Raw genomic sequence first — 25846 nt, 5'->3', positions numbered from 1 at the left:
GCCCATATGAATAAGGTTGGTTTTTTTCGGTCGATCCAATTTAAGATTACCTTGATTTATGTGCTTTTGATTATCATTGCCATGCAAATCATTGGTGTGTATTTTGTCAATCAGGTAGAGAAGTCGCTGATCAGCTCTTATGAACAATCGTTGAATCAGCGAATCGACAACCTTTCTTATTATATCGAACAAGAATATAAGAGCGATAACGACAGTACCGTCATAAAGGATGACGTCAGCCGTATTTTGAATGACTTCACGAAAAGTGATGAGGTTCGGGAAATTAGCTTTGTAGATAAAAGCTATGAAGTGGTCGGTTCTTCAAAGCCGTACGGTGAGGAAGTGGCTGGGAAACAAACGACCGATCTGATTTTCAAAAGAATTTTTTCTACCAAACAGTCGTATTTAAGAAAATATTATGACCCGAAAAGCAAAATCAGAGTTCTTATTTCCGCGAAGCCCGTCATGACTGAAAATCAAGAGGTTGTGGGCGCGATCTATGTTGTCGCGAGTATGGAAGATGTCTTTAATCAAATGAAGACGATCAACACGATACTGGCGTCCGGCACAGGTTTGGCACTTGTTTTGACGGCTCTTCTTGGTATTTTTCTGGCAAGAACCATTACCCACCCGCTTTCAGATATGCGAAAGCAGGCGATGGAGCTTGCGAAAGGGAATTTCTCGAGGAAGGTTAAAAAGTACGGGCATGATGAAATTGGGCAGCTGGCCACAACGTTTAACCACTTAACGAGAGAGCTTGAAGATGCCCAGGCGATGACTGAAGGAGAACGCAGAAAGCTAGCCTCTGTCATTGCTTATATGACAGACGGCGTTATCGCCACAAACCGAAACGGAGCGATTATTCTCTTAAACAGCCCGGCGCTGGAACTGTTGAACGTTTCACGTGAAACAGCCTTAGAAATGCCGATTACGAGTTTGCTGGGGCTTCAAGAGAATTATACTTTTGAAGATTTAGTGGAGCAACAGGATTCTATGCTGCTTGAAATTGAGCGCGATGATGAATTAACGGTGCTTCGCGTGAATTTCTCTGTGATTCAAAGGGAACACGGCAAAATTGATGGTTTAATCGCTGTCATTTACGATGTAACCGAACAAGAGAAAATGGATCAGGAACGCAGAGAATTCGTTGCGAATGTATCACATGAGCTGCGGACGCCGCTTACGACAATGCGCAGCTATTTAGAAGCGTTAGCTGAAGGCGCGTGGGAAAATAAAGACATTGCTCCGCGCTTCTTAATGGTGACGCAAAATGAAACAGAGCGTATGATCCGGCTTGTCAATGATCTGCTTCAGCTGTCGAAATTTGACAGTAAGGATTATCAATTTAACCGGGAATGGATTCAGATTGTCCGGTTTATGTCGCTTATTATTGACCGTTTTGAAATGACAAAAGAGCAGCATGTGGAGTTTATCCGCAATCTGCCGGACAGAGATCTGTACGTCGAGATCGACCAGGATAAAATTACGCAGGTGCTCGATAATATTATTTCTAACGCTTTAAAATATTCACCGGAAGGCGGACATGTCACGTTCTCGATTGATGTCAATGAAGAGGAAGAACTTCTCTATATCAGCGTGAAGGATGAAGGGATTGGTATTCCGAAAAAAGATGTCGAAAAAGTCTTTGACCGCTTCTACAGGGTGGATAAAGCGAGAACGAGAAAACTTGGCGGCACCGGTCTGGGATTGGCGATTGCCAAGGAAATGGTACAGGCGCACGGCGGAGATATTTGGGCGGACAGCATAGAAGGAAAAGGCACGACGATTACATTTACTCTTCCATATAAAGAGGAACAAGAGGATGATTGGGATGAAGCGTGAAAATATAAAAACGATATTACTTACGGTACTCGTCGTCATCAGTCTTGTTTTTACATGGGGGATATGGACGTTCCAGCCAAACTTTTCTGAAGGCTCATCCTCAACAGAGTCTACTGTTCGTGTGAAACATAAAATCGAAAAAACCACCCAAAAGCTGTCTGAAACGGTAAGGCCAAGGGACATGTTTATCCATGATGACGGCGCTCATTACAAAGTGGATGACAATGCCCTCTATGAAGAAATATGGTCTGACTTGCCGCATTGGGATGTGAAAGGAATTAAAGATATTTCGGATCAGTATGACAAGGCTGGATTCAAAAGCTGGTTTTATGGAATAGGCGGTTCTGAAGCCAAGCTTGACTTGCAATTCAGCGATACGATCCCGATTGATATTTTCCAAACGTTGTTTAAATGGTCTAATCAGTCGTTTGAATACAGTTCGTTTGACCATATTCTGATCCCGTTCAATGAAACAAAAGCGAACAAGAAAATCTATTTGGTGTCATACAGCAAGCAGCTCATTCTTGAAGTGACGGTTGAATCAGCAAACTACCGGAATATTATGAACGACTTGAAAAACAGGCAATCAAATATGCCGGCGTTCAGTTTGTTCTCCATTGGCTCAAAGAAAGAGTTTTTGCTGCCAAACAAACCGCTTACGATGGACAAAAAAGAATTTGTCACTGAATCGATTAAAACAAGTACCTTTAAGCAGGCTTTGTTTAGCGATCCGAGCATCGTAAGGGAAGATTCGAATTACAACAACAGAAATGTGCTGACAGATGGGATCAGCCGTTTAGATGTGAATCTAAGCCAGCGACAGGTGCAATTTCAACAGCGCAATTTGGTGCAGAGCACATCCTATCAAACAGGTGAATTAATCAAAAAGAGCCAAAAATACCTTGAGGATACCGGAAGCTGGACGGATCACTATCAATTTTTCAATATTAATGACAGCCAGCAGCTGAGCTTCTATATCTTTATGGATCAGATCCCGGTCATTAACAGCACCGCCAAACCTTTCGGGGTGACATCGGCGATTACGGTGCAATGGGCGAATGATGATATTCTCAGCTATAAGCGGCCGAATTACAGTCTCGGAACGAATCCGATTAAAACAAGTGAAACAGAGCTCATGAGCGGCAGCGAAGTGAGGATGCTGCTTTCGAAACAAACCGCTTATGATACGGACAAAATTGATCAGATCTTCCTTGCTTATCAATTGGTATCAACATCAACCAACGATGATCCTCTCGTTGAATTGGAACCGGTTTGGGCGATGAAAGTAAATGGAAAAATTGTGCCGATTACAAAGGATTTATTGAGGAAGGAGGGGGCTAACAGTGGAGTGGAATAAGACAAAATCAATCTTCATCGTTGCCTTCCTCATTTTAGATATTTTCTTAGGCTATCAGTTTTTTCAAAAATGGCAGGCTACCGGCAAAGAATATGAAGTCATTAAAAATGATGTCGAGCATGACATGAAGGCCGATCATATCACGTATGAAGGCTTGAATAAGGAAGCGACAGAAGGCTATCGGATCACGGCAAATCAAAAGTCTTTCTCCAAGGAGGAAATTGAGGCGCTGAAGGATCAAAAGCCTTTGATGGACATGCCTAGTGATGATCATAAAGTAACGAGCCTGAAAATGAAGTTTGCAAATCCAATCGCACTATCAAAGAAGGATATCGAGGACGATGCTCAGGCACTTGTTTCTTCGAAAATTCAAGATGGCGAAAAATATAAGCTTTGGAAGGTTGATAAATCGAAGAAAGAAATTATTTTCTTCCAAACGTACGAAGGTCATTATATTTACCAAAAGACCGACAATCCCTCTAATATGATCGGGCAAGTGGTGCTGCACTTAAACGGTAAAAACGAGGTTGTGTCATACGACCAGACTACACTTGAGACCTTCAAGCAAATCCAGAAAGAAAGCTTAATTACTGAAATGGATGCGGTTGAGCTATTGTACTATCAAAATCAATTAAAAGAATACAGCACTGTGAAGAGCTGTAAATTCGGCTATGTAGCACAATATCCGCTGACAAGTACGCAGGTGCTGGCGCCGGTATGGAGAATTACGGTCGAGTACGAGAAAAAAGTGAACGGTGAGAAAAAGACAGTACAAGAGTATTTTACTGTGAATGCTTTGGAGAGTACGATTTTAGATACAGATCAATGAAAATAATGGAGTGAGACAAACATGAGCTTGCAATTTAGCGTACTTGCGAGCGGGAGTACGGGAAATGCGTTTTACCTCGAAACAGAGGATCACGCATTTTTAGTGGACGCCGGTTTGAGCGGAAAAGCCATGGATGGGCTAATGGCACAGATCGGGCGTAAGCTGGATGATGTAGACGGCATTTTTGTGACGCATGAGCATAGTGACCATATTAAGGGCCTTGGTGTCGTCGCCAGAAAGTACAAGCTTCCGATCTATGCGAATGAGAAGACTTGGAAAGCGATGGAGAATCAAATTGGCAAAATTGACACCGATCAAAAGTTTGTATTTCCAATGGAGACGGTGAAATCGTTCGGCGGACTTGATGTTGAATCGTTTGGCGTTTCCCACGATGCGGCGGAACCGATGTTTTATGTATTCCATTATAACGGCCGAAAGCTCGCGTTAATGACAGATACGGGATATGTCAGCGACCGGATGAAAGGCATTATCCGTTCAGCGAATGTATTTGTGTTTGAAAGCAATCACGATGTCGGTATGCTGCAAATGGGAAGATACCCATGGAGCATTAAGCGGCGGATTTTAAGTGACGTCGGGCACGTGTCAAATGAAGATGCTGCCTTGGCGATGACGGATGTCATTGGCGATGAGACGTCTCGTATTTACCTGGCGCATTTGAGCCAGGACAACAACATGAAGGAGCTGGCAAGAATGTCTGTGCAGCAGACATTGGCTTCTAAAGGATTTGTGACGGGTGAGACATTTGACTTATATGACACCGATCCGAAGAAGGCCACTCCGCTTTGCGCTGTATAATTTTTCTGTGTAAATCATGACTATTCTAGCAGTTTCTAACCCACAATATAACCATATTAACGTTCTTGGAAAGGATGGAATATGGTGAATTACGAACGTGAGGAAGAACATACTACTCCTGAACAGCCAAAGAGAAGCAAAAAAGGATATTTTCTTTCGAGTCTGATTGGCGTGATTGTCGGTGCCGTATTAATGGCGTTTATCATGCCGTACCTTTCAAATGAAGGGCTGGATACAGGCGTCTTAGATCAGCAGCAAAACAACAACGGCCGGGAATCAATCAGGACGGTGAATGTCAGTGTCAACAATGCCGTCACCAAGATTGTCAGCAATGTGTCGCCCGCCGTTGTCGGTGTTGTGAACATCCAAAAATCAGATATTTGGGGAGAGAGCGGCGAGGCTGGGAGCGGCTCAGGCGTCATCTATAAGAAAAATGACCATTCCGCTTATGTCGTGACCAACCATCATGTCATCGAAGGCGCTTCCCAAATTGAAATCAGCTTGAAAGACGGATCGCGTGTACCAGCTGATCTTGTCGGCAGCGACCAGCTGATGGACCTTGCCGTTTTACGGGTGAAAAGCGATAAAATTAAAGCAGTCGCCGATTTCGGAAATTCAGATAAAGTGAAGTCTGGGGAGCCGGTTATCGCGATCGGGAACCCGTTAGGCCTTGAGTTTGCTGGCTCTGTCACACAAGGCGTCATCTCGGGTACGGAGAGGGCGATCCCAGTAGATTCAAACGGTGATGGACAGCCTGACTGGAACGCAGAAGTCCTGCAAACAGATGCGGCCATTAACCCTGGGAACAGCGGCGGCGCTTTGTTAAATATGGATGGGAAGGTCATTGGCATCAATTCAATGAAAATTGCCGAGTCAGCGGTTGAAGGGATTGGCCTGTCCATTCCGTCTAAGCTCGTGATCCCTGTGATAGAGGATTTAGAGAGATACGGAAAGGTCAAACGCCCGTTCCTTGGCATTGAGATGAAATCCCTAAGCGACATCGCAAGCTATCATTGGGATAAAACATTAAAGCTTCCTAAGAACGTCACCAATGGAGTGGTTGTGATGGGTGTAGACGCCTTTTCACCTGCCGGAAAAGCGGGGCTGAAGGAACTGGATGTCATCACGGAATTTGACGGATACAAAGTAAATGATATTGTTGACCTGCGAAAACGGCTTTATCAGAAAAAAGTCGGTGACTGGGTGAAGGTGAAGTTTTATCGCGGCGGAAAAGAAAAATCTGTTGATATCAAGCTGTCCTCCGCAGACCAATTAGGAAGTTAATCAAAACAGTCTGGCATCGTTTGCCAGGCTGTTTTGATATGCAAAAAAACTGAACGGGGGTCACGCCCGTTCAGTTGAAAAGGATATATCGAATATGAAGAAAAATACAAGATGGTTGTTACACGTGAAACAGCAGCAAATGGCTGTTAACTGCAAATACCTCCATTTTCAGCATTCACTTTAATGGTTTGTACCGTGTGGTTGCTGGCTGTGATGGTGATGATGTACACATAGGTGCCATTTTCTTTCTTCAATGCAGAAGATGTGACGGTGCCTATGCACTTGTTCAACGCAATGCTTTGTGCTTTTGCTTTTGTGATCGCGGCTTGTTTATTTTCAACGTGATGCTTGACTATTTTTCCACTGCTGCGGTTAATGTTAAAGGTGTGAATTTTGCCATCCTCACCAAGCACTTTAATGACATAGACATAAACGCCATCTGCTTTCTTCATTTGTGCTGATTGAACTGCGCCTTTGCAGTTCTTTAAAGCGACAGTTTTTGCTTTAGAGAGCGTAATAGAAGCCTGCTGCTGGGTTTGAACTTTAGCAGTGTTCTCTTTATGCAGAACAGCCGCGTGTGCGGATGATAAAGAACTGATTGAAATGACCGCGCCTAAAGCAGCTGCAGAACATATTTTCATATTCATTTGTAGGTCCTCCTTAGAAAAAGAACTGAACGCGGGTCACGCACGTTCAGTTAAAAAGAGTATTTAGAAAAAGGTAGACATGAACTTAGAACTTTGTGTTAAAACAAGACTGGTGTTATACGTTGAATTTCAGTTATTTTACTGCTGGCAGGCAGTTTATTTTATTTGCAAATGCTTCCGTTTTCAGCGTTCACTTTCACTGTTTGTTCAGTGTGGTTTTGGGCAGTGATTTTAATCACGTAAACGAATGTGCCGTTTTCTTTCTTCAAATCAGTAGATTTCACTGTGCCTTTGCATTTATTTAGTGCAATTTGATGTGCTTTTGTTTTTGTAACGGCTGCGTTTTTCTTTTGCACTTCTTGTTTTACGATTTTACCACTGTCACAGTTGACATGGATTATATGAGTGCTTCCATCTTCGCCAAGCACTTTGACAACGTAGATGTATGCGCCGTTTTCTTTCTTCAGTTCAGAAGATTGAACTGCGCCTTTGCATTTGTTGAGTGCGATTTGATGCGCTTTTGTTTTAGAAAGATGTGCTTGCTTCTTTTGCTCGTGTTTTGCGACTTTGCCGTTTTCTCCATTGATATGGAACGTGTGAAGGCTTCCGTCTTCACCCATTACTTTTACGACGTAAACGTAAACACCGTTTTCTTGCTTCAGCTCAGAAGATTGAACCGCACCTTTGCAGTTTTTCAAAGCGATCGATTGGGCTTTTGTTTTGCTGATATAGCTTTGTTTCTTTTGAACATCATGTTTCACAACTTTGCCGCTGTTGCAGTTGACGTTCATCGTATGCTGTTTGCCGTCCTCACCGAGAACTTTCACAACATATACGTATGTGCCATTCACTTTCTTCATTTGGGCCGTTTGAACAGTACCTTTGCATTTGTTCAACGCAACCTGTTTTGCCTTTGCTATTGTGATGGAAGCCTGTTGCTTCGTCTCAACCTTCGTTGATGTATCATCCTTTTGAATGACAGCGGCGTGAGCAGAAGTGAAAGAACTGATTGAAATAATCGTTCCCAGTGCAGCTCCTGATAAAACTTTAGTGATATTCATGTGAGATTCCTCCTTTATTTCATTGTTGGCTGTACCAACTAAGGCAATTGTATAGGCCGAAGCTGAAAATCAAATGAGGGCTGGCTGAAAACTTGCTGAATTCAGCTGATTTTTAGGGAAGATTCAGTTTGTTTTCAGGTAAAAACGAATAATAGGAGGGGAAGGGAAAAAACTAATCAGAGGTTTATGCCAACTAAGGAGAGAGCACAGCATGAATAGGATGAAAGGCATCAAGATTTTGCTCGTGGACGATGAACCGGCGATATTAGATTTTTTGACAATGGGTCTTGAAAATGAAGGCTTTGAAGTGAAGACAGCAGCTGACGGAATGACAGCGATGAACACCGTAAAGACATTTCAGCCGCATGTGGCCATCTTGGATGTGATGATGCCCGGAATGGATGGACTGGAAGTATCAAAAATGATAAAAAAAACCGGCCATACCGCGGTTATTATGCTTACGGCCAAGGATGAGGTGGGGGTTCGGGTAAAAGCGCTGACAGAGGGCGCTGATGATTATATGATCAAACCCTTCAGCTTTGAAGAGCTGCTGGCGCGAATCTATGCAAGAATTCGGGATCACTTTCCCAACCTGTTTGAAGAATTCGCGCTCGGTCCGTTTCGAATTGATGATCGGCGCAGAGAAATCCGCTATAAGGAAGAGGTGCTCAAGCTTTCAGCAACAGAATACGAGCTTTTAAAGTTTTTGGTGCTGAATCACGGCCTTGTGCTCAGTAAAGCAAGGATTCTGGATAAAGTATGGGGGTATGATTTTTATGGAGAAGAGAATATTGTTGAAGTGTACATTCGTTCCTTGCGGGAAAAATTGAATGACAAAAAGCATGAAGTGATCCGAACGGTTCGGGGTGCGGGCTATCGGGTGGATATTGAATGAAAAAACGATTCAAAACACTGCGCTTTCAGCTTTTATTCCGTTCATTATGCATTCTCGTTCTTCTATTGGTGTTTGTCGGCGCTATGCAATATGTGTTTGGAAAACGCCTCTTATATGAAAACCGAGCTGTCAGCATTCAAAGTTATATCAACTCAACGGAGCCAACCATCTGGAATAATATTAAAACATACAAAAGCCATCCCGACAGCTCGGAAAAGTCAGATGGTGCTGTCCGTCCCGCCTTTATCTATCCGGGCGTGACCATTGTTTTTATCGATAAGAAAACAAAAGACAGTACGGTATTGTCGACCGATCCATATGCGGGAGCACCGCCAAAAGTGAAAAAAAGTGTATATGATGAGGCATTAAAAGATACGATGGCCTTGCATTACAAAATCACGAAAAATGAATCCGGCGAGGAAGTGCTGATTGTGTTTCAGGCTATTACTATGGAAAAGAAGCAGGCGTGATCCAAATGAGTACTTTAACAGAACCACTGAAGGACGTACTGCTCCGGCAAATCAGCATTTATTCCACGCTCTCGCTGGTTGCGCTCCTGCTCGGGCTTTTCACGTTCTTGCCTGTGGTCAGACATACGCTTAAACCGTTATCACAAATGGTACATATGATGGGAGAAATCAATGCAGGAAATTTGAATAAAAGGCTTCCTGTATATCGAAAACAAATGGAAATCGACACGCTCGCTATTTCGTTTAATCGCATGCTGGAGCGGATTGAAACGTCATTTAAAGCAGAAAAAGAAGCGAAGGAGCGCATCCGGCAATTTGTATCAGACGCTTCACATGAACTGAGGACACCTTTAACGTCCATACACGGCTTTATCGAAGTGCTGCTGAGAGGCGCCGCGCTTCAGCCGGAGCAGAGAGATAGGGCGCTGAATAGTATGTATGAAGAGTCGAAGAGAGCCACTCGGCTGATTGAGGATCTGTTGTTTTTAGCAAAAATTGATCGGGTGCCGAGCTTTGAAATGAAGAGAGGAAATCTCGATGCGCTCATAAGGGAGATGGAGCCGCAGCTCAGTCTGCTTGCGAAAGAAAGAAGGCTGCAGCTGCTGCTTGAGGATGACGCTAAAGCGGTGTTTGACCGGGATAAGATGAAACAGGTCATTCTGAATTTGGTTTATAACGCGGTGCAGTATACAAATGAGAGAACCGGTGCCATCACCATTTCTCTGCAAAAAGGCAGTTCCGGCGTGATGCTGATGATAGCAGACAATGGCACAGGCATCGCGCCGGAGCATTTGCCGCATTTATTTGACCGGTTTTACAGGGCAGACCCATCCCGCTCCCGGAAATATGGAGGGTCGGGATTGGGTCTTGCCATAACGAAATCGATTATCGACAGCCACAATGGGTCGATTGACGTGAAAAGTGAAATAGGCAGAGGCACTGTTTTTCTGATCAGGCTTCCTGCTCCGGATTATTCGTTAGACGAGTGAGAAAATTTCTTCAGCCGATATTGGAGGCTTTGTCTGCTGATGCCAAGCTCCTGAGCAGCTTTCGAGATGTTATGGCCGTGTTTTCTTAACACGTTCTCTATCACATATTTTTCGAAGCTTTCCATTTTTTCTTTTAAGTCCGCGGCCGGCTGGTGTCTTGGTGTTTCCGGCTCTGGGATGTCAGCAGGCTTGATTTTCATTCGGTATTGATAGGGCAGATGGGAAGCCGTAATCGTTTGCTCGTCCGTCATGAAATTCATTGCGCCTTCGATCATATGCTCAAGCTCGCGAATATTTCCCGGCCAGTCATAAGAAAGGAAAAATTGCTTCACGTCATCGCTGATGTGTTCAACATTCATTTGGAACAGATGGTTGTTTTTCTGGATGAACTCCGACGCGAGAAGCAAAATGTCTTCTTTTCGTTCCCGAAGCGGCGGGATGATCAGTGTGACGACACTCAGCCTGTAATACAAGTCCTTCCGCATTCGTTCGCCTGCAATCGCATCAATTGGGTCTTCATTCATCGTGGCAATAATACGTACGTCAATCGGTGTATCCTTTGTCGAACCGATGCGCCTGATTTTCCGTTCTTGAAGGGCGCGCAGCAGCTTCGCCTGAAGGCTGAGATTCAGCGAGTTGATTTCATCTAACAGCAGCGTGCCGCCGTGGGCTTGTTCAAACAGGCCGGGCTGGTCGACAGCGCCGGTAAACGCGCCTTTTTTCGTCCCAAACAAAATGCTTTCCACAAGGCTGTCTGGCAGTGCCGCACAGTTTTGCGAAATAAACGGGCCGCCAGAACGATCGCTTCCATTATGGATACTTTGCGCGAACAGTTCTTTTCCCGTGCCGGTTTCGCCTGCGAGAAGGACAGATGATGACGTACGCGTTGCCCGCTTGGCGTTTTCGATGACGTCTTGAATGGCCGGACTGGTGCCGAGAATACTGTCAAACGTATAGGTTGTGCTGCCTTTTTTGTTCATATTCTCCCTGATCAGCCGTTCAAGCTTTGTCACATCCTTGGCAATTTCAACGGCGCCCCTGATTTTGCCGTCTTGGACGATGGGATATGTATGATTGATCGTCGTAATTTCCTGGCCTTTATTATTGAAATAGCTCTGTTTGATGTTTTTAATCGTCTTGCCTTCCTGAAGAGCCTGTACCAGTGTGCTGTCCTGCTGCTTTGAAAACATAAACACATCCATCAGGTTTTTATTTAAGACGTCATGCTTCTCCATATCTTCAATCTGCATCATTTTATTGTTATAAACGATTGTGTTTCCATGATCGTCTACCACGTGCAGGCCAACATCGATTTCATCTAAAATGCTCTGAAAAACCAATGTGAGGAATTCGCTGTCTTTGACCACTGTATGAACCTCCCTCAGTTTTCTTAATATTGCTTCTATTTTATAAAAAAATGGAGAGGATATGCAAAAGAATTTTGCACTTGCTGAAATTTTTGCTCGAAATATCAGAATGTTTTTGCACCTTGCCCTCGAAAATTGTAGAAAACACACGAATTCTTGATTTGGCACAGAACTTGCATTTATATAAAGGGAAAGCAGGATAACATGTTGAAACAGAAAACAAGGGGGAATTTAAATATGCCAGCTTTATCTAAATCCAAAGAAATTATTGATCAGACGTCTCATTATGGAGCCAACAATTATCATCCGCTCCCAATTGTTATTTCTGAAGCGCTGGGTGCTTGGGTAAAGGACCCGGAAGGCAATGAATATATGGATATGCTGAGTGCTTACTCTGCGGTAAACCAGGGACACAGACACCCGAAAATCATTCAGGCATTAAAGGATCAGGCTGATAAAATCACCCTCACGTCACGCGCGTTTCATAACGATCAGCTTGGGCCGTTTTACGAAAAAACAGCTAAACTGACAGGCAAAGAGATGATTCTGCCGATGAATACAGGAGCCGAAGCGGTTGAATCCGCGGTGAAAGCGGCGAGACGCTGGGCGTATGAAGTGAAGGGCGTAGCAGACAATCAAGCGGAAATTATCGCATGTGTCGGGAACTTCCACGGCCGTACGATGCTGGCGGTATCTCTTTCTTCTGAAGAAGAATATAAACGAGGATTCGGCCCGATGCTTCCGGGAATCAAACTCATTCCTTACGGCGATGTGGAAGCGCTTCGACAGGCCATTACGCCGAATACAGCGGCATTCTTGTTTGAACCGATTCAAGGCGAAGCGGGCATTGTGATTCCGCCTGAAGGATTTTTACAGGAAGCGGCGGCGATTTGTAAGGAAGAGAATGTCTTGTTTATTGCGGATGAAATTCAAACGGGTCTCGGACGTACAGGCAAGACGTTTGCCTGTGACTGGGACGGCATTGTTCCTGATATGTATATCTTGGGCAAAGCGCTTGGCGGCGGTGTGTTTCCGATCTCATGCATTGCGGCGGACCGCGAGATCCTAGGCGTGTTTAACCCGGGCTCACACGGCTCAACATTTGGCGGAAACCCGCTTGCATGTGCAGTGTCTATCGCTTCATTAGAAGTGCTGGAGGATGAAAAACTGGCGGATCGTTCTCTTGAGCTCGGCGAATACTTTAAGAGCGAGCTTGAGAGCATTGACAGCCCGGTTATTAAAGAAGTCCGCGGCAGAGGGCTGTTTATCGGTGTGGAATTGACGGAAGCGGCACGTCCGTATTGTGAGCGTTTGAAGGAAGAAGGGCTTTTATGCAAGGAAACGCATGATACAGTCATTCGTTTTGCACCGCCATTAATCATTTCCAAAGAGGATTTGGATTGGGCGATAGAGAAAATTAAGCACGTGCTGCAAAACGCATAAATCCGCACCATGGCGGGATATTCACTTCGTTTGTATAAATTTACAACAGAAAAATCAGCACTCCCTATTTGCTCAGCTACAGTATTTTAGTATAATGTATCTTTATGAGAAGAAGTGAATTTTATATTAAATAGATAGAGACTCTTTGGACAGCAAACTGGGATAGCACCATGCAGATGTTCCAGCTTAGATCCAATACAAGTTGCTGAAGGGGTGCAGAATGTGAATACAAACCAAGATAACGGAAATCAGCTCCAGCGGACAATGAAATCACGCCATTTGTTTATGATTTCATTGGGCGGAGTGATCGGAACCGGTTTCTTCCTTGGAACCGGGTTTACCATTAACCAAGCGGGACCGCTCGGCGCGGTTCTGTCCTATTTAGTGGGCGGCTTTATCATGTTTTTGACCATGCTCTGCTTAGGAGAGCTGGCAGTCGCCTTTCCTGTGTCGGGGTCCTTCCAGACCTATGCCACGAAATTTATCAGCCCGGCTTTCGGGTTTGCGTTCGGCTGGCTGTACTGGCTCGGCTGGGCGGTTACATGCGCCATTGAATTTTTATCAGCGGGGCAGCTGATGCAACGCTGGTTTCCGCATATAGACGTGTGGATTTGGTGTCTGGTCTTTGCGGCACTGATGTTTATTTTAAATGCAATCACCACAAAAGCCTTTGCAGAATCAGAATTCTGGTTTTCAGGCATTAAAATTTTGATTATCCTTTTATTTATTATTCTCGGCGGAGCTGCCATGTTTGGCCTGATTGATCTGAAGGGCGGAGAGCATGCGCCGTTTTTGACACATTTTTATGAAGACGGGTTATTTCCGAACGGCATAAAGGCAATGCTGATTACGATGATTACCGTGAACTTTGCGTTTCAGGGAACTGAGCTGATCGGGGTTGCAGCCGGAGAAAGTGAAGACCCTGAAAAAACGATTCCACGGTCGATCAAACAGACAGTATGGAGAACGCTTGTTTTCTTTGTGCTTTCAATCATTGTCATTGCCGGCATGATTCCGTGGAAACAGGCGGGTGTCGTGGAAAGTCCATTTGTTGCCGTATTTGAGCAAATCGGAATCCCATATGCAGCTGATATCATGAACTTTGTTATTTTAATCGCACTGTTATCTGTTGCGAACTCAGGTTTATACGCATCGACACGTATTCTGTACGCGATGGCGAATGAAGGACAGGCCTTCAAAGCGCTCGGAAAAACAAATCAGCGCGGTGTGCCGATGTACTCGTTAATCGTAACGATGGCTGTGGCCTGCCTATCACTTCTGACAAAGTTTGCGCAGGCTGAAACCGTATATATGGTGCTGTTATCATTGGCGGGCATGAGCGCGCAGGTCGGCTGGATTACGATTTCGCTTTCCCAAATCATGTTCAGACGCAAATATATCCGCGAAGGCGGCAAGACAGAAGATCTGAAATTCAAAACACCGCTGTATCCGGTGCTTCCGCTGATCGGCCTGACGTTAAATACGGTCGTGCTTATCAGCCTTGCATTTGATCCGGAGCAGCGTATCGCGCTGTATTGCGGCGTACCGTTTATGATCATTTGCTACATCATTTATCATGTCGTCATTAAAAAACGCCAGCAGGCAAATCGTCAGCTAGAGCTTTAAAAACGTTGTCCGCAAGTCATCTTTGTTATAACCCGCATAGGACATTATCTTAAATGTTGAGGTGGAATCACAGATGGATAAAACGATTTCGGTTATTGGAATGCCAATGGATTTAGGACAAGCACGACGCGGAGTGGATATGGGCCCGAGTGCCATCCGGTACGCTCATCTGATCGAGCGGCTGTCAGACATGGGGTATACGGTTGAAGATCTCGGTGACATTCCGATCAACCGCGAAAAAATCAAAAATGACGAGGAACTGAAAAACCTGAATTCCGTTTTGGCGGGAAATGAAAAACTCGCGCAAAAGGTCAACAAAGTCATTGAAGAGAAAAAATTCCCGCTTGTCCTGGGCGGTGACCACAGTATTGCGATCGGCACGCTTGCAGGCACAGCGAAGCATTACGATAATCTCGGCGTCATCTGGTATGACGCGCACGGCGATTTGAATACACTTGAAACTTCACCATCGGGCAATATTCACGGCATGCCGCTCGCGGTCAGCCTAGGCATTGGCCACGAGTCACTTGTTAACCTTGAAGGCTACGCGCCTAAAATCAAACCGGAAAACGTCGTCATCATTGGCGCCCGGTCACTTGATGAAGGGGAGCGCAAGTACATTAAGGAAAGCGGCATGAAGGTGTACACAATGCACGAAATCGACCGTCTTGGCATGACAAAGGTCATTGAAGAAACCCTTGATTATTTATCAGCATGTGATGGCGTCCATCTGAGCCTTGATTTGGACGGACTTGATCCGAACGACGCACCGGGTGTCGGAACCCCTGTCGTCGGCGGCATCAGCTACCGGGAGAGCCATTTGGCTATGGAAATGCTGTATGACGCAGGCATCATTACCTCAGCCGAATTCGTTGAGGTTAACCCGATCCTTGATCACAAAAACAAAACGGGCAAAACAGCAGTAGAGCTCGTAGAATCCCTGTTAGGGAAGAAGCTGCTGTAATAAGAAAACCCCCGCATCCCGCGGGGGTTTCAGCGTGTCGACAAACCCTCGCATTCGTTGTCAGGCCTGCGCTTCGGTGCTCACGAATTCCAAACATTCGCTGCGCTCCAATGCTCGTTCTTCCTAGACTTCAAGGGTTTTCAATCACGCTGAAAAGATGAAAGAATCCTAAAACTACAAACCGTTTTAGGATTCTTTCGTTAAATTGAACCCCCGCACCCGCGGGGGTTTTTCATTTATCCAATCATTTTCTCAGCGACTTTCATTTCCTGTGAATGGGTTTGATGGTCCGCAATAAACCAACCTGATAAAATCACCGCTGCGACGCCTGCGCCAATCAGAAATCTTTTCATTTATATAACCTCCGTTCGTTTAATCAGTTCTTCAATCTGTAATGCTTCATAAAAAAAGTGGGCAGCTTCTTTGTAAAGCTCAAGTTCCCTATACCGTTCGCCAGCCAAAATGGAAAGTTCTCTTACACTGTCATACTCTTTCTCGGACAACAAGTCATCCATATGTTGTTTGCATAAGTGAAACGTTTCCGCATGACCCCCTTCTGCATAAATGGCATATAAAATGTCTATTTTTGCCTCACATATTCTATTCGGCTCAGCAGTCAATTTTTCCTTCACGTCTTGGTAATAAGATAAGGCCTGTTCTTTCTTTTTGATCTTAAACAGCTCTCGTATCAGCAAGTAGGCAGAATGATAATAATAGGCGGAGCGGGCATACTCATCGTTCCGTAGAGCCTCCTCTAATTTCGAAACCGCTTCTTCTGATTTGCCGCTTTGCGCATGAAGAAGGCCGAAGTTATGCAAAAGCTGGGCTTCAAAAAAATGATCCTCTAATTCACTCGTGATCCGAATTGCTTCGTCCAAATAAGCCTCAGCTTCTTCAAACTGGCTCATCTCTGTAAAATTGCCTGACATGGTAATCAGGGCTGAAGCCAGCTTCTTTTTATAATCAGTTTCTTCCCTGAACGTTTTGACCGCTTGCCGTGTATGATTGAGGGACACAATATTTTGTCCCAGCTTATAATAGAGCTTTCCGACCTTCAGGTGAAATTCAGCTTTCTCAATCGGATCGGGAATGTTGTCGAGATACTGCTCTGCATCTTTATACAGCCCAATGGCAATATCATAATTATTTTTATAGGCCTCATACATGCCTTCAAACAGAAAAAAGTAATATTTCAGCATGTCAGACGTAGCATTCATATGAGAAGGCTCCTCATGCTGAAAGCCCTGTCCTCTCGCCTCGTGAAGCAAAACCTTGTGGCGCAGTTCCAATAAGGAGAAGTAGGCAAGCACCTCCTGATCCTCTTCCATGTCATCCAATAAAGGCTTCACTTCTTCAAATAAACGGGAGGATTCTTCAACTTCATGTTTCTTGATGGCAAGGTACCAATCGTTGAGCATGCTAGCGATTTCTGCGGGTGCAATCTTATTCATGTGAAACTCCTTTCCTAGTGACTTATCAATCTCAGTTGCTTATTCTGATAGTAACACCTCTTTCTATTTTATGTAAAATCCTCTAGTCAATATATGAAGGGGAGATGATATGACAATCATGCTGACCCCTATGCAGACAGAAGAATTTCGGTCTTATCTCACGTACACAACAAAGCATTACGCGGAAGAAAAGGTAAAAGCGGGAACATGGCTGCCTGAAGATGCACAGCTTTTGTCTAAGCAGGCATTTACTGATCTGCTTCCGAGAGGGCTGGAAACACCCCATCACCATTTGTGAAGCCTCAAGCTGAATGAAAAGGATATCGTTGGCTGGCTCTGGATACATGCTGAACCGGAACATCCGCAGCAGGAAGCGTTTATTTATGATTTTGGGTTATATGAACCGTATCGGGGAAAGGGCTACGCAAAGCAAGCATTGGCGGCATTAGATCAAGCAGCACGCAGTATGGGAATCCGCAAGCTGTCCCTTCATGTCTTTGCTCATAATCAGACGGCGCGAAAGCTATATGAGCAAACCGGATTTCAAGAAACAGACGTAGTGATGAGCAAGAAGCTTTAACGAAAAGGGCCGATAAAGGCCTTTTTCTGTAAATGATATCTAAAAATTCTGTAAATAACCTAGTTACTTTCCTTATTTTCCTAATATAATGTGGGTGAGGAAATTACCTTTCCTACACTCACAAGAAAAGAGGAGATGTAATGAAGTTGAAGAAACGAGTGTCGATGTTTTTGGTAGCGCTTACAATATGCGGCGGCCTATTTGTTTCTCCCGCCAAAGCCGTAAAGACCACAAATTATGCTGAAGAAATCGCCGCACTGCAGCCAGGCACGACACCGGAAGAAATCATGAAATCTGCCAGCCAGATTGCCAAACAGCAGCACGTAAAGCAGGATGTTATCTTAAAACAGTTCTATAAGGAAATCACGGCTGATAAAGCAGAGGGAGAGCGGCTCGCCAAGGAAAGCGGCATGTCTATCATGGGCGGCTCGTCCGGCACGAAAAAACTCCCGACAAGCGCGAAAGGCAATATCTATTACACGAACTCCTACACAGCCTACTACAATCACGGCCACGTCGGCATGTACTCCGCTGCTGACAAAATTGTTGAATCTGTCCCGGGCGACGGCGTCAGGCAGATCGCTTATAATGCCAGAGACGTGGAAGACAACTCCATTGTGCAAACCGTCAGCGTATCCTCATCTCAAAAAACAGCTGCCGCTGACTGGGCGGTATCAAAAGTCGGCGACCCATACTCATTTAACTTCGTCAATAACAGAAATACCGGCCATGACGGCGCCAAAAACTGTTCAAAGCTCCTATGGTCTGCCTTTTTGCTGAAAGCAGGCATTGATATAGACAGCAACGGAGGCTTAGGCGTGTATCCGCGCGACATCACAAGTTCTTCGTATACGACAACCATCATGACCATTTACTAGGAGAAGGATATGAAAAAGTGGATGATTACCATCGCCATGCTGATTCTCGCAGGAATCGCATTATTTGTCTTCATTTCTCCTCTCAAAAGCCATAAAACCGTAAGTCAGCAGGATCTCAGAAACCCCGATTTCCTGGATGACAAAGAAGTCCTGCTGTATTTTTCATCCTCTGCAGATCAAGATGCATTTGGCGGCGGGAAAAGCTACGCCCTGTTTATCAGCCAGGACGGGACGCTGTCTTCCTTTAAGATGAAGGGCCTTGAGCTGGGCTCAGCCAAGGTTCACGGTGACAGCGTGATGCTGGAGGACAAAAACACGATCTATACGATTAAAGACGGCCTGAGATCTCATAAAAGAACCTATCAGCACACAGGGGACAGCGCAGGCTTTCTGCAAAACACGGACGGCTTTTACACCTTATACAACTCCGGCTACGACAAAAAGAAAGAAGGATACCGCTCAGAGCTGTACCGCCAAATGGACGGAGAGTGGAAAAAAGACGTCATCCCCTACTACATCCGAGCCTCCGGTTTCCATGATGGCGCCATTTACGCACTCGTCCCGACAGCTGACGAAAAAGGCTATCAGCTCCTTCAGATTCAAGCAGATCAAAAGAAGCTCACTTATCACACGATATCGGAATGGCAGTACCGGGAAGGAGCCTCAGTCGAATCCCAGCTTGCTGTGGACGACCAAGCTGTGTATGTCATGGTTCGCGGCCAAAAAGCCCACAATCTCTATCAAATGGTCAAGATTAACAAAAAAAGCGGCATAGTAGAGCTGCATGACATCGCCGAATACAAAAACGACGAACAAACGATATACAGCTCCATGCCCTTCAGCTTTAAAAACAGCTTTTTCCCTTATGACGGGAACCTGTATTTCATTGACGGCTTCGGAAAGGTATATGAAATCGATGCCAAGACAGGAAAAACAAACATCGCTTTCACCCTTTCCCGAGACAAAATGAAAGCCGACTTCAAAGAAAGCACCCAAAAAGGCAGCAGCCTCTATTTCTTCACATACACGTATAACAAGCCTGCCTACATTGAACAGTACAGTCTGAAAACCGGAAAGAAAATGAAAGAAAAAGAGATTAGGAAGGTAAAGGATGTCGTGACGCCGAAGAGTCATTTGAAGCTGTATGATGTTGAGGTGATGAAGAGGTTTTAAGGCAAGGAGGTTAGTATGGGAGCCATCGCCGTTTTATTTATCGTTTTTGGTTTTCCGATCATCGCAGGTGTATTTGGTATAGCGGGTCATTTTTTATTTAAGAGGTTTTGGGTGGCGCCGCTCATCGTCCTTATCGCGAGCTTGATATTGTTATTTACGTTAGCTTCGGGCAATAGCTCATTCATGTTTTGGGTTGTTATGTATACGGCGATTGCGTTAGTAACGAGTATTGTCACATTATTTCTCAGGAAATTTTTAAATTGATCTCTAATTATGAAGAGACTGGTGTGTAGTCTCTTTTTTTGTTGAGCCGAAGTTTACAGAGGATTTTGGGTATGGTTTAGAAACGAATCTAAAGGAGGAATTACATGCGCACCAAACGGGTTATTCTTCTGGCAGTTATGATCTGCCTGGTTTCGGCCATTACTGTGTTCCTGTTAAATGGGTGTAAAGTCGACTTTTTAGACATAGCCGGAACCATTATTGGCTGCTTTCTTGGCATATTTGTTGTTGTAAGAATACAGAAAAAACAGTCGTGAAAAAGGGAAAGGGCCAGACCGAACCGAAGTCATGTGCAAGGACGAAGAGTCCAAACACATGAATGGGAGGAATGGCGTTGACAGGAAATAAAGCGGTTGTGTACAAAGGTAAAGGAAACGTGGCGGTGGAGGATATCGGCTATCCGGAGTTAATCTTGAGGGACGGGCCCGGCGTTCCGAAGGCGAATGTGAATCGAAAATGTGAGCATGGGGTTATTCTCAAAGTTATTACAACCAACATTTGCGGAAGCGACCAGCATATGGTCAGAGGCCGCACAACGGCGCCGGAAGGCTTGGTGCTCGGGCATGAAATTACGGGAGAAGTCATTGAAACGGGGCGTGATGTTGAATTTATCAAAAAAGGCGACATCGTATCCGTTCCTTTCAATATTGCCTGCGGACGCTGTGTGATGTGCAAAACGCAGAAAACGCATGTGTGCCTGAATGTCAATCCGGACCGGCCGGGATCGGCTTACGGCTACGTCGATATGGGCGGCTGGGTCGGCGGCCAGTCTGAATACGTCATGGTGCCATACGCTGATTTTCAGCTTTTGGTATTCCCTGATAAAGAACAGGCGTTAGAAAAGATTCTCGATTTGACCATGCTGTCCGACATTTTCCCGACCGGCTTCCATGGAGCTTACACAGCGGGCGTGCAAACAGGTTCAACCGTTTATATCGCGGGAGCGGGTCCTGTCGGCTTGGCAGCTGCACACTCCGCTCAGCTCCTAGGCGCCTCTACCGTGATTGTCGGCGATCTGAACGAAGACAGGCTGGCACAGGCGAAAAGCTTCGGCTGTGAAACGGTCAACGTGCAAAAACACGACCGCCTTGGCGAACAAATTGAACAAATACTAGGTGAACCAACCGTTGATGCCGCAGTGGACTGTGTCGGCTTTGAAGCATCTGGGCACGGCAATCAAGGGGAAGCGCCAGCCGCCGTGCTGAACTCAATCATGGACGTCACCCAGGTCGGAGGCAGCCTTGGCATTCCAGGCTTATACGTGACCGAAGATCCCGGCGCAAAGGATGCGGACGCCAAAACAGGCTCACTAAAAATCCGATTCGGACTCGGCTGGGCCAAAGCCCACACCTTCGTCACCGGACAAACGCCCGCCATGACATACAACCGCAATTTGATGAAAGCGATCCTGAGCGGCAGAGCGCAGATCGCAAAAGCCGTCAATGCCACCGTCATTTCTCTGGACGACGCGCCAAAAGGCTACAGCGACTTCGACAAAGGCGCAGCCAAAAAATTCGTCATCGACCCGCATGGAACACTGAAGTAAAAGAAAAAGCCGGACGTTCTCAGAACGCCGGCTTTATTGCTGATAATCTGTTTCTTCAAAGCGATCTCCTGTTTCGTCTTGGACAATTAAGTCCCCTTCGATTTTGTCCAGTCCAATCAAAATATAAGGGTTTTTCTCATTTGCCGTAGGAGCAGGTTTTCGTTTCACAGTTACAATCGTTTCTTTAGGTGAGAATTTGACGTCTGACACTTCAAGCTTCTTATCTTTCTCGCTGCTTCCGAGAGACACAATAACCATTTTTTCCCTTCTAAAATGATGAAGACTTGATATCCTTTCACGCCATCATGCATTTGGAGATAATTAGCGTATATTTCTAAGTCTGGACTGCCTTCACCGATTCGATCCTTCTCCAACACCCAATAAGACGGCTGACACCCAGCAAGCAGCAACATGATCACAAAAAGCCAAACCCATCTAAAGCGCAAATGCAGACCTCCCCACACATCGGTTACATCCAAACTAACACACGAGCGAAATAGAGTCATCAACAGCTTGTTTGTCGAATTGTGGATAAAACTCAGCCCGAAGCACTACTAACATGTGAATAAATAGGTTATATTGAGAAGAGAACATTTGTAAAAATGGAAGAAAACATCGGAGGATTTGAACATGAAACAAGCGTATTATTCTTGTGAAGAACACATCGAAACGGTGCTGGATATGTACATAGACGACCACGAGCTGCCGCCCGAAATCAGAAAAATCGAACATACTAACAGTTTATCCACAGCCTGTGAATTATGTGGAGACCCCGCAGTATATATAGTGGGGAACGAATGATCTTACACAAAATACAGAAAAGATATCCACAATTGTGGACAACATATATGAATAACTTGTTTCTAAAGTGGGGATGACCTGTGAATATCAATATTGTGACAATCGGAAAACTAAAAGAAAAATACCTCAAGCAAGGCATTGAAGAATACACCAAACGACTTTCGGCCTACGCAAAAATCGACATCATCGAACTCCCGGACGAAAAAGCGCCGGAAAACCTAAGCGACCAGGACATGAAAATCATAAAAGACAAAGAAGGCGACCGCATCCTATCCAAAATCAGCCCCGACGCCCACGTCATCGCCCTCGCCATCGAAGGAAAAATGAAAACATCCGAAGAACTAGCCGATACAATAGATAAGCTGGCTACATATGGAAAAAGCAAAGTCACCTTCGTCATCGGCGGATCACTCGGATTGAGTGACACAGTGATGAAGAGAGCGGATGAGAAGCTGTCGTTTTCAAAAATGACGTTTCCTCATCAGTTAATGCGGCTCATACTAGTTGAGCAGATTTATCGGGCTTTTCGGATTAATCGTGGGGAGCCTTATCATAAGTGATAGTAAAACAGAAGTTTGAAATCTCAAAAGAGAGGAGTGGGTCCTAATTATGGAGGCTGAGATAGGAGAAGAAATCATAGAGAAAGTAGTCAAGGAATTTAAAATTAAAGGACTTTTCTCAGAGTATCTCCCTAGTAACTTTAATTTAAAAAGTGAAACGTTTGATATATTCAAAGATATAGAAGTACCGAATAGTATTGATTACATAGAGCCTTATAAATTTACTATGAGTCGATTTAAAGATAATGAAAGTCGAAGGGTAATTCATCTACCGGAAATAACTGCTTATATTTCAGCAGTTAACTATATGGATAGCGAGAAAATAATCAAAGAACTAATCGAGTTGTCAGCCGAAAGTGAAAATTCATTTTCTCAAATAGTACAAAGTAATGGTGAAATATTGAAGCATGAAACAAGTTATGGATATTTTGAGGATGAAGGGGTGGATGAAAGTAGATTTATACAATCAACTTATATACCAAATATAGCTGAAAAAATAAAGCGAGCTTTATATCTAGATATATCTAATTTCTATGGCAGTGTATATACTCATATTTTTCCTGCTATTTTGTTGGGTTATGATAAGGCCATAGAGCAATATAAATATTTTCAAGGTAATAAAGCAGATGGGCGTATTTCCGATATATATAAGAGATATGAAAAGTTAGATGGAAAAGTGAGGGGACTAAATTCAAATAGAACAAACGGTTTGCTTACGGGTCCTTTACTTTCATTTTTCCTAGCTGAAGCTTTATTGACACGTATTGATCAAGAAATAGAAAGCGTTGGAGTCTCTTTTGTTAGATACGTCGATGACTTCGAAATTATTATTTACGAAGATAAAGATATAGACCTATACAAAACTATTATTTCGGATATACTTGGGAAATATCATTTTTCGATTAATAATGAAAAAACTAAGTATGTAAAATTTCCTTATTATGTGGTTGAAAATCTTCAGATGATTTATGAAGAATATGTAAGTAGTAAAGCTGAATCTAATGATCTTATTAAAATTTTTAATAAATACTTCAACCTAGAGAATGAGGGTAATAAGGGTGCCATCCGGTACTTGGTGAAATCAATTAATGAAAGATTCCAGGTAAAAGATTACGAACTTTATGTATCTTATCTACTTAATATATTAGTTAATGATAATAGATCATTAATTAAAGTGTGTGAATTAATAATAAAAGATAAGGATAAACTTACATTTGGTGACAATCATATAAAAATAATAAAAAAACTGATTTTACAGTATGTAAGAGATAAAAAAGATTTAGAGGTTATTTGGTTAATTTATTTATTGAAAAATTTAGGGGTCAATAGTATTGAAAGGGATATTGTGAAAAATGTCATCCGAAGTAAAAATGAACTAGCAATTATTATGATAATTGAAGAATACACCGAAGATTTAGATGACAATATTATGGATGAATTAACCGCACTATCGAGCTCATGGATACTGTTATATCAATTGTTTCTTAAAAACTATATTTCTACGGATGAATTTGAGAATCGTGTTGGATTAAACAAGAGTAAACATTTTTATAGAAAACTAAAATATAACTGTTTTACTTTTTATAAACTAATTGCTGATGACTCTCGGACTAAATTTCCATTTTGAATAAAAGTGGGAAATGGTGTGAATGTGAAATTAATGAATAATTTAATTCCTGAAGAAAAACTAAAGAGTTAAAAAAGTAAAGTCTCTTCCAAATAATTTGGAGGTATTTTATTATTTATCTTTAAATTCGATACACCAAGAAATTTTATTCTGTCATAAGTAAAGGTTAACAGAAAAATAGAACTTTCTTTCAAAACAAAATAGAATACATGAGTTAAAAAGAAAGCAAAAGAATTTATGAGAGGAGTAGTTAAAAGTGGCATTAACTTTGGAAGTGTGTTCGGAAGTTCTGGCTAAGTGTGCAAGAATTTGTTGCATTTGTAGACTATTTAAACCACTACATGTTCAGGTGCATCATATACGGGAAAAGGCTGATGGAGGATCAGATGATTTCGATAATTTAATACCTGTCTGTATTGAGTGTCACGCTAGTATTCATACAAAAACAAAAATGACTCAAAATTTTTCTGAAAAAGAACTTAAAAAGATTCGAGATGATGTTTATGAATTGGTGAGCACAGGTTACCTTCCAAAAAGCAGATCAATAGAGAGAAAAGAAATTGAATTAATATCATCTATATTCGCTGATACGCTCAAACTCAGTAAAGAAGATGAAGAGAAGTCTTTGAGTAGTGAAGCACTAGAATTACTCTCCACCATTCTATGTGAAGGGAAACCAGCAACTTTTAAAAAAGTGGGAGAGGATTTTATATTGTTTGAAATTGGCGGACAATATATTACTAAAAAATTTAATGAAAAAGCACAGTACCCTGGATTTGTTATAGAGTTACTTGCTAAAGGCCTAATTTATACGAATGGAAATTCAATCGAAATCACTGAGGAAGGTGAACAGCTAATTAGTACATTAGTTCAAACTACAGCAACTTACACTCAAATGAAAGTAAAATGTTTAGAATGCGGATTACACTTTATTATTTGTACTTGGAATAAAGATACACATAATAGTTCTACTATTAATTGTCCTGAATGTGGACAGAATAATGAGAATTTTCTTGTATGGGCTCAACAAAAATTCGGTTTTATATTTCAAGATGTTCCTGGGAAAGCTAGACTTTATGATGTCAAGGGATTGATTCAAGCAAGAGAATAAAGGTATATTTCAAGGTTTAATTGAAATTTATTTATAATAAGTAACTAATTTAAGAACACTTGATAATCACTACTCTTTACACTAATTAATTCTGTATAGTTTTTTTGTTTTTGCGCAAATAACGCTCTCTGTATTTGTATTGAAATACTATCAAACAAGCATAAAACCAGACTTTGTTAGCAATTTGCTGTACTTAGTGGAAAACGTAAATAGAGCTCAGAGAAAGTCCTCTCTGAGCCCACATCCC

Annotated in this window: 23 protein-coding genes and 4 pseudogenes; 21 read left to right on the top strand and 6 right to left on the bottom strand. The window is 43.3% G+C overall.

Translation table 11 applies throughout. The features are described 5' to 3' along the window. Window positions 1–6: 6 nt before the first annotated feature. The 6 genes and pseudogenes from walK (at window position 7) to NSQ09_RS05110 (ending at window position 6278) form a co-directional block, all read left to right on the top strand. The gene (gene walK, locus NSQ09_RS05135) at window positions 7–1842 is read left to right on the top strand and encodes a cell wall metabolism sensor histidine kinase WalK (protein ID WP_009968432.1); all 1836 of its coding nucleotides are present in this window, start codon (window positions 7–9) and stop codon (window positions 1840–1842) included. Beyond that, entirely contained in the window at window positions 1832–3199 is a 1368-nt protein-coding gene (gene walH, locus NSQ09_RS05130) for a WalRK two-component regulatory system regulator WalH (RefSeq protein WP_341030619.1), read from the top strand. The genes walK and walH overlap by 11 nt, the downstream gene beginning before the upstream one ends. Then, window positions 3186–4028, top strand: a complete 843-nt coding sequence (walI, locus tag NSQ09_RS05125) for a WalRK two-component regulatory system regulator WalI (protein WP_003244037.1) — start codon at window positions 3186–3188, stop codon at window positions 4026–4028. Before walH ends, walI begins: the two co-directional genes overlap by 14 nt. A gap of 21 nt (window positions 4029–4049) precedes the next feature. Further along, complete coding sequence (locus NSQ09_RS05120; RefSeq protein ID WP_003226939.1) at window positions 4050–4844, top strand: MBL fold metallo-hydrolase; 795 nt, start codon at window positions 4050–4052, stop codon at window positions 4842–4844. 81 nt (window positions 4845–4925) lie between these two features. Further along, a complete protein-coding gene (gene htrC / locus NSQ09_RS05115) occupies window positions 4926–6128 on the top strand; it encodes a serine protease HtrC (protein WP_341030618.1) in 1203 nt (400 codons plus the stop codon). Between the two features lie 20 nt (window positions 6129–6148). Continuing rightward, window positions 6149–6278 (top strand): annotated as a pseudogene (locus tag NSQ09_RS05110) (hypothetical protein). Here NSQ09_RS05110 and NSQ09_RS05105 read toward each other — a convergent pair. Next, window positions 6275–6775, bottom strand: a complete 501-nt coding sequence (locus NSQ09_RS05105; RefSeq protein ID WP_129138048.1) for a PepSY domain-containing protein — start codon at window positions 6773–6775, stop codon at window positions 6275–6277. The pseudogene NSQ09_RS05110 and the gene NSQ09_RS05105 sit on opposite strands and share 4 nt — an antisense overlap. Window positions 6776–6936: 161 nt before the next feature. Further along, a complete protein-coding gene (locus tag NSQ09_RS05100) occupies window positions 6937–7836 on the bottom strand; it encodes a PepSY domain-containing protein (protein WP_041337903.1) in 900 nt (299 codons plus the stop codon). A gap of 211 nt (window positions 7837–8047) precedes the next feature. Here NSQ09_RS05100 and NSQ09_RS05095 point away from each other — a divergent pair, with 211 nt between their 5' ends. Beyond that, entirely contained in the window at window positions 8048–8731 is a 684-nt protein-coding gene (locus tag NSQ09_RS05095; protein WP_048654834.1) for a response regulator transcription factor, read from the top strand. After that, window positions 8728–10190: pseudogene (locus NSQ09_RS05090) on the top strand (ATP-binding protein). The gene NSQ09_RS05095 and the pseudogene NSQ09_RS05090 overlap by 4 nt, the downstream one beginning before the upstream one ends. Here NSQ09_RS05090 and rocR read toward each other — a convergent pair. Further along, window positions 10172–11557, bottom strand: a complete 1386-nt coding sequence (gene rocR / locus NSQ09_RS05085; protein ID WP_017695782.1) for an arginine utilization regulatory protein RocR — start codon at window positions 11555–11557, stop codon at window positions 10172–10174. The pseudogene NSQ09_RS05090 and the gene rocR overlap by 19 nt on opposite strands. 237 nt (window positions 11558–11794) lie before the next feature. Between rocR and rocD the strand changes: the two genes are divergently transcribed. The 3 genes from rocD to rocF all read left to right on the top strand — a co-directional run bounded on the left by rocD (window position 11795) and on the right by rocF (window position 15590). After that, complete coding sequence (rocD, locus tag NSQ09_RS05080; protein WP_014478537.1) at window positions 11795–13000, top strand: ornithine aminotransferase; 1206 nt, start codon at window positions 11795–11797, stop codon at window positions 12998–13000. Between the two features lie 222 nt (window positions 13001–13222). Continuing rightward, complete coding sequence (locus NSQ09_RS05075; RefSeq protein ID WP_341030617.1) at window positions 13223–14626, top strand: amino acid permease; 1404 nt, start codon at window positions 13223–13225, stop codon at window positions 14624–14626. 73 nt (window positions 14627–14699) lie between these two features. Further along, window positions 14700–15590, top strand: coding sequence for an arginase (rocF, locus tag NSQ09_RS05070; RefSeq protein WP_003226959.1), 891 nt, complete (start codon window positions 14700–14702; stop codon window positions 15588–15590). Between the two features lie 236 nt (window positions 15591–15826). Here rocF and NSQ09_RS05065 read toward each other — a convergent pair whose 3' ends face one another. Together NSQ09_RS05065 and rapG are read right to left on the bottom strand one after the other, a co-directional pair. After that, window positions 15827–15943: a Phr family secreted Rap phosphatase inhibitor gene (locus tag NSQ09_RS05065; protein WP_003226961.1), complete on the bottom strand. Its 117-nt coding sequence runs from the start codon at window positions 15941–15943 to the stop codon at window positions 15827–15829. Next, the gene (gene rapG / locus NSQ09_RS05060) at window positions 15944–17041 is read right to left on the bottom strand and encodes a response regulator aspartate phosphatase RapG (protein WP_017695778.1); all 1098 of its coding nucleotides are present in this window, start codon (window positions 17039–17041) and stop codon (window positions 15944–15946) included. It abuts the gene before it with no gap. 109 nt (window positions 17042–17150) lie between these two features. Here rapG and NSQ09_RS05055 point away from each other — a divergent pair. The 6 genes and pseudogenes from NSQ09_RS05055 (at window position 17151) to fdhA (ending at window position 21500) form a co-directional block, all read left to right on the top strand. Then, a pseudogene (locus tag NSQ09_RS05055) lies at window positions 17151–17621 on the top strand (GNAT family N-acetyltransferase). Between the two features lie 140 nt (window positions 17622–17761). Next, on the top strand, window positions 17762–18499 hold the full coding sequence (locus NSQ09_RS05050) for a YiiX/YebB-like N1pC/P60 family cysteine hydrolase (RefSeq protein WP_341030616.1): 738 nt from the start codon (window positions 17762–17764) through the stop codon (window positions 18497–18499). Window positions 18500–18508: 9 nt separating this feature from the next. Then, window positions 18509–19672 (top strand): hypothetical protein, encoded by a 1164-nt coding sequence (locus NSQ09_RS05045; RefSeq protein ID WP_341030615.1) that lies wholly within the window; start codon window positions 18509–18511, stop codon window positions 19670–19672. Between the two features lie 15 nt (window positions 19673–19687). Then, on the top strand, window positions 19688–19936 hold the full coding sequence (locus tag NSQ09_RS05040; protein WP_071578873.1) for a DUF2651 family protein: 249 nt from the start codon (window positions 19688–19690) through the stop codon (window positions 19934–19936). 104 nt (window positions 19937–20040) lie between these two features. Further along, the gene (locus NSQ09_RS05035; RefSeq protein WP_041850289.1) at window positions 20041–20211 is read left to right on the top strand and encodes a hypothetical protein; all 171 of its coding nucleotides are present in this window, start codon (window positions 20041–20043) and stop codon (window positions 20209–20211) included. A gap of 62 nt (window positions 20212–20273) precedes the next feature. Then, window positions 20274–21500, top strand: a complete 1227-nt coding sequence (gene fdhA / locus NSQ09_RS05030; RefSeq protein ID WP_187956287.1) for a formaldehyde dehydrogenase, glutathione-independent — start codon at window positions 20274–20276, stop codon at window positions 21498–21500. 33 nt (window positions 21501–21533) lie between these two features. On the opposite strand, the pseudogene NSQ09_RS05025 reads toward fdhA, so the two are convergent. Beyond that, a pseudogene (locus tag NSQ09_RS05025) lies at window positions 21534–21946 on the bottom strand (hypothetical protein). A gap of 184 nt (window positions 21947–22130) precedes the next feature. Between NSQ09_RS05025 and NSQ09_RS05020 the strand changes: the two are divergent. From NSQ09_RS05020 to NSQ09_RS05005, 4 genes are all read left to right on the top strand, one after another. Next, entirely contained in the window at window positions 22131–22301 is a 171-nt protein-coding gene (locus NSQ09_RS05020) for a CxxH/CxxC protein (protein ID WP_003219122.1), read from the top strand. A gap of 80 nt (window positions 22302–22381) precedes the next feature. Then, window positions 22382–22861 carry a 23S rRNA (pseudouridine(1915)-N(3))-methyltransferase RlmH gene (rlmH, locus tag NSQ09_RS05015; protein WP_003243164.1) on the top strand — a complete coding sequence of 160 codons (480 nt, stop codon included), beginning with the start codon at window positions 22382–22384 and terminating at the stop codon, window positions 22859–22861. Window positions 22862–22910: 49 nt separating this feature from the next. Continuing rightward, the gene (locus tag NSQ09_RS05010) at window positions 22911–24488 is read left to right on the top strand and encodes an RNA-directed DNA polymerase (protein ID WP_341030614.1); all 1578 of its coding nucleotides are present in this window, start codon (window positions 22911–22913) and stop codon (window positions 24486–24488) included. Window positions 24489–24744: 256 nt separating this feature from the next. Beyond that, on the top strand, window positions 24745–25599 hold the full coding sequence (locus NSQ09_RS05005; protein ID WP_095844101.1) for an HNH endonuclease: 855 nt from the start codon (window positions 24745–24747) through the stop codon (window positions 25597–25599). Window positions 25600–25846 lie beyond the last annotated feature (247 nt).

This window comes from Bacillus sp. FSL W8-1202, assembly GCF_038006165.1.
In the GTDB taxonomy this organism is placed as follows: Bacteria; Bacillota; Bacilli; order Bacillales; family Bacillaceae; genus Bacillus; species Bacillus subtilis.
Note: the sequence above shows the minus strand (reverse complement) of the source record. Positions and strands in the feature narration are given on the sequence as shown.

Bases quoted from the DNA above. Each gene is read 5' to 3' on its own strand.
- fdhA (WP_187956287.1), top strand. From the start codon at position 20,274: ATGGGAGGAATGGCGTTGACAGGAAATAAAGCGGTTGTGTACAAAGGT.
- NSQ09_RS05065 (WP_003226961.1), bottom strand. From the start codon at position 15,943: ATGAAAAGATTTCTGATTGGCGCAGGCGTCGCAGCGGTGATTTTATCA.
- rocD (WP_014478537.1), top strand. From the start codon at position 11,795: ATGCCAGCTTTATCTAAATCCAAAGAAATTATTGATCAGACGTCTCAT.
- htrC (WP_341030618.1), top strand. From the start codon at position 4,926: ATGGTGAATTACGAACGTGAGGAAGAACATACTACTCCTGAACAGCCA.
- NSQ09_RS05100 (WP_041337903.1), bottom strand. From the start codon at position 7,836: ATGAATATCACTAAAGTTTTATCAGGAGCTGCACTGGGAACGATTATT.
- rapG (WP_017695778.1), bottom strand. From the start codon at position 17,041: ATGAATAAGATTGCACCCGCAGAAATCGCTAGCATGCTCAACGATTGG.
- NSQ09_RS05120 (WP_003226939.1), top strand. From the start codon at position 4,050: ATGAGCTTGCAATTTAGCGTACTTGCGAGCGGGAGTACGGGAAATGCG.
- NSQ09_RS05050 (WP_341030616.1), top strand. From the start codon at position 17,762: ATGAAGTTGAAGAAACGAGTGTCGATGTTTTTGGTAGCGCTTACAATA.
- NSQ09_RS05040 (WP_071578873.1), top strand. From the start codon at position 19,688: ATGGGAGCCATCGCCGTTTTATTTATCGTTTTTGGTTTTCCGATCATC.
- NSQ09_RS05105 (WP_129138048.1), bottom strand. From the start codon at position 6,775: ATGAATATGAAAATATGTTCTGCAGCTGCTTTAGGCGCGGTCATTTCA.
- rocF (WP_003226959.1), top strand. From the start codon at position 14,700: ATGGATAAAACGATTTCGGTTATTGGAATGCCAATGGATTTAGGACAA.
- NSQ09_RS05045 (WP_341030615.1), top strand. From the start codon at position 18,509: ATGAAAAAGTGGATGATTACCATCGCCATGCTGATTCTCGCAGGAATC.
- NSQ09_RS05010 (WP_341030614.1), top strand. From the start codon at position 22,911: ATGGAGGCTGAGATAGGAGAAGAAATCATAGAGAAAGTAGTCAAGGAA.
- NSQ09_RS05095 (WP_048654834.1), top strand. From the start codon at position 8,048: ATGAATAGGATGAAAGGCATCAAGATTTTGCTCGTGGACGATGAACCG.
- walH (WP_341030619.1), top strand. From the start codon at position 1,832: ATGAAGCGTGAAAATATAAAAACGATATTACTTACGGTACTCGTCGTC.
- NSQ09_RS05035 (WP_041850289.1), top strand. From the start codon at position 20,041: ATGCGCACCAAACGGGTTATTCTTCTGGCAGTTATGATCTGCCTGGTT.
- NSQ09_RS05020 (WP_003219122.1), top strand. From the start codon at position 22,131: ATGAAACAAGCGTATTATTCTTGTGAAGAACACATCGAAACGGTGCTG.
- walK (WP_009968432.1), top strand. From the start codon at position 7: ATGAATAAGGTTGGTTTTTTTCGGTCGATCCAATTTAAGATTACCTTG.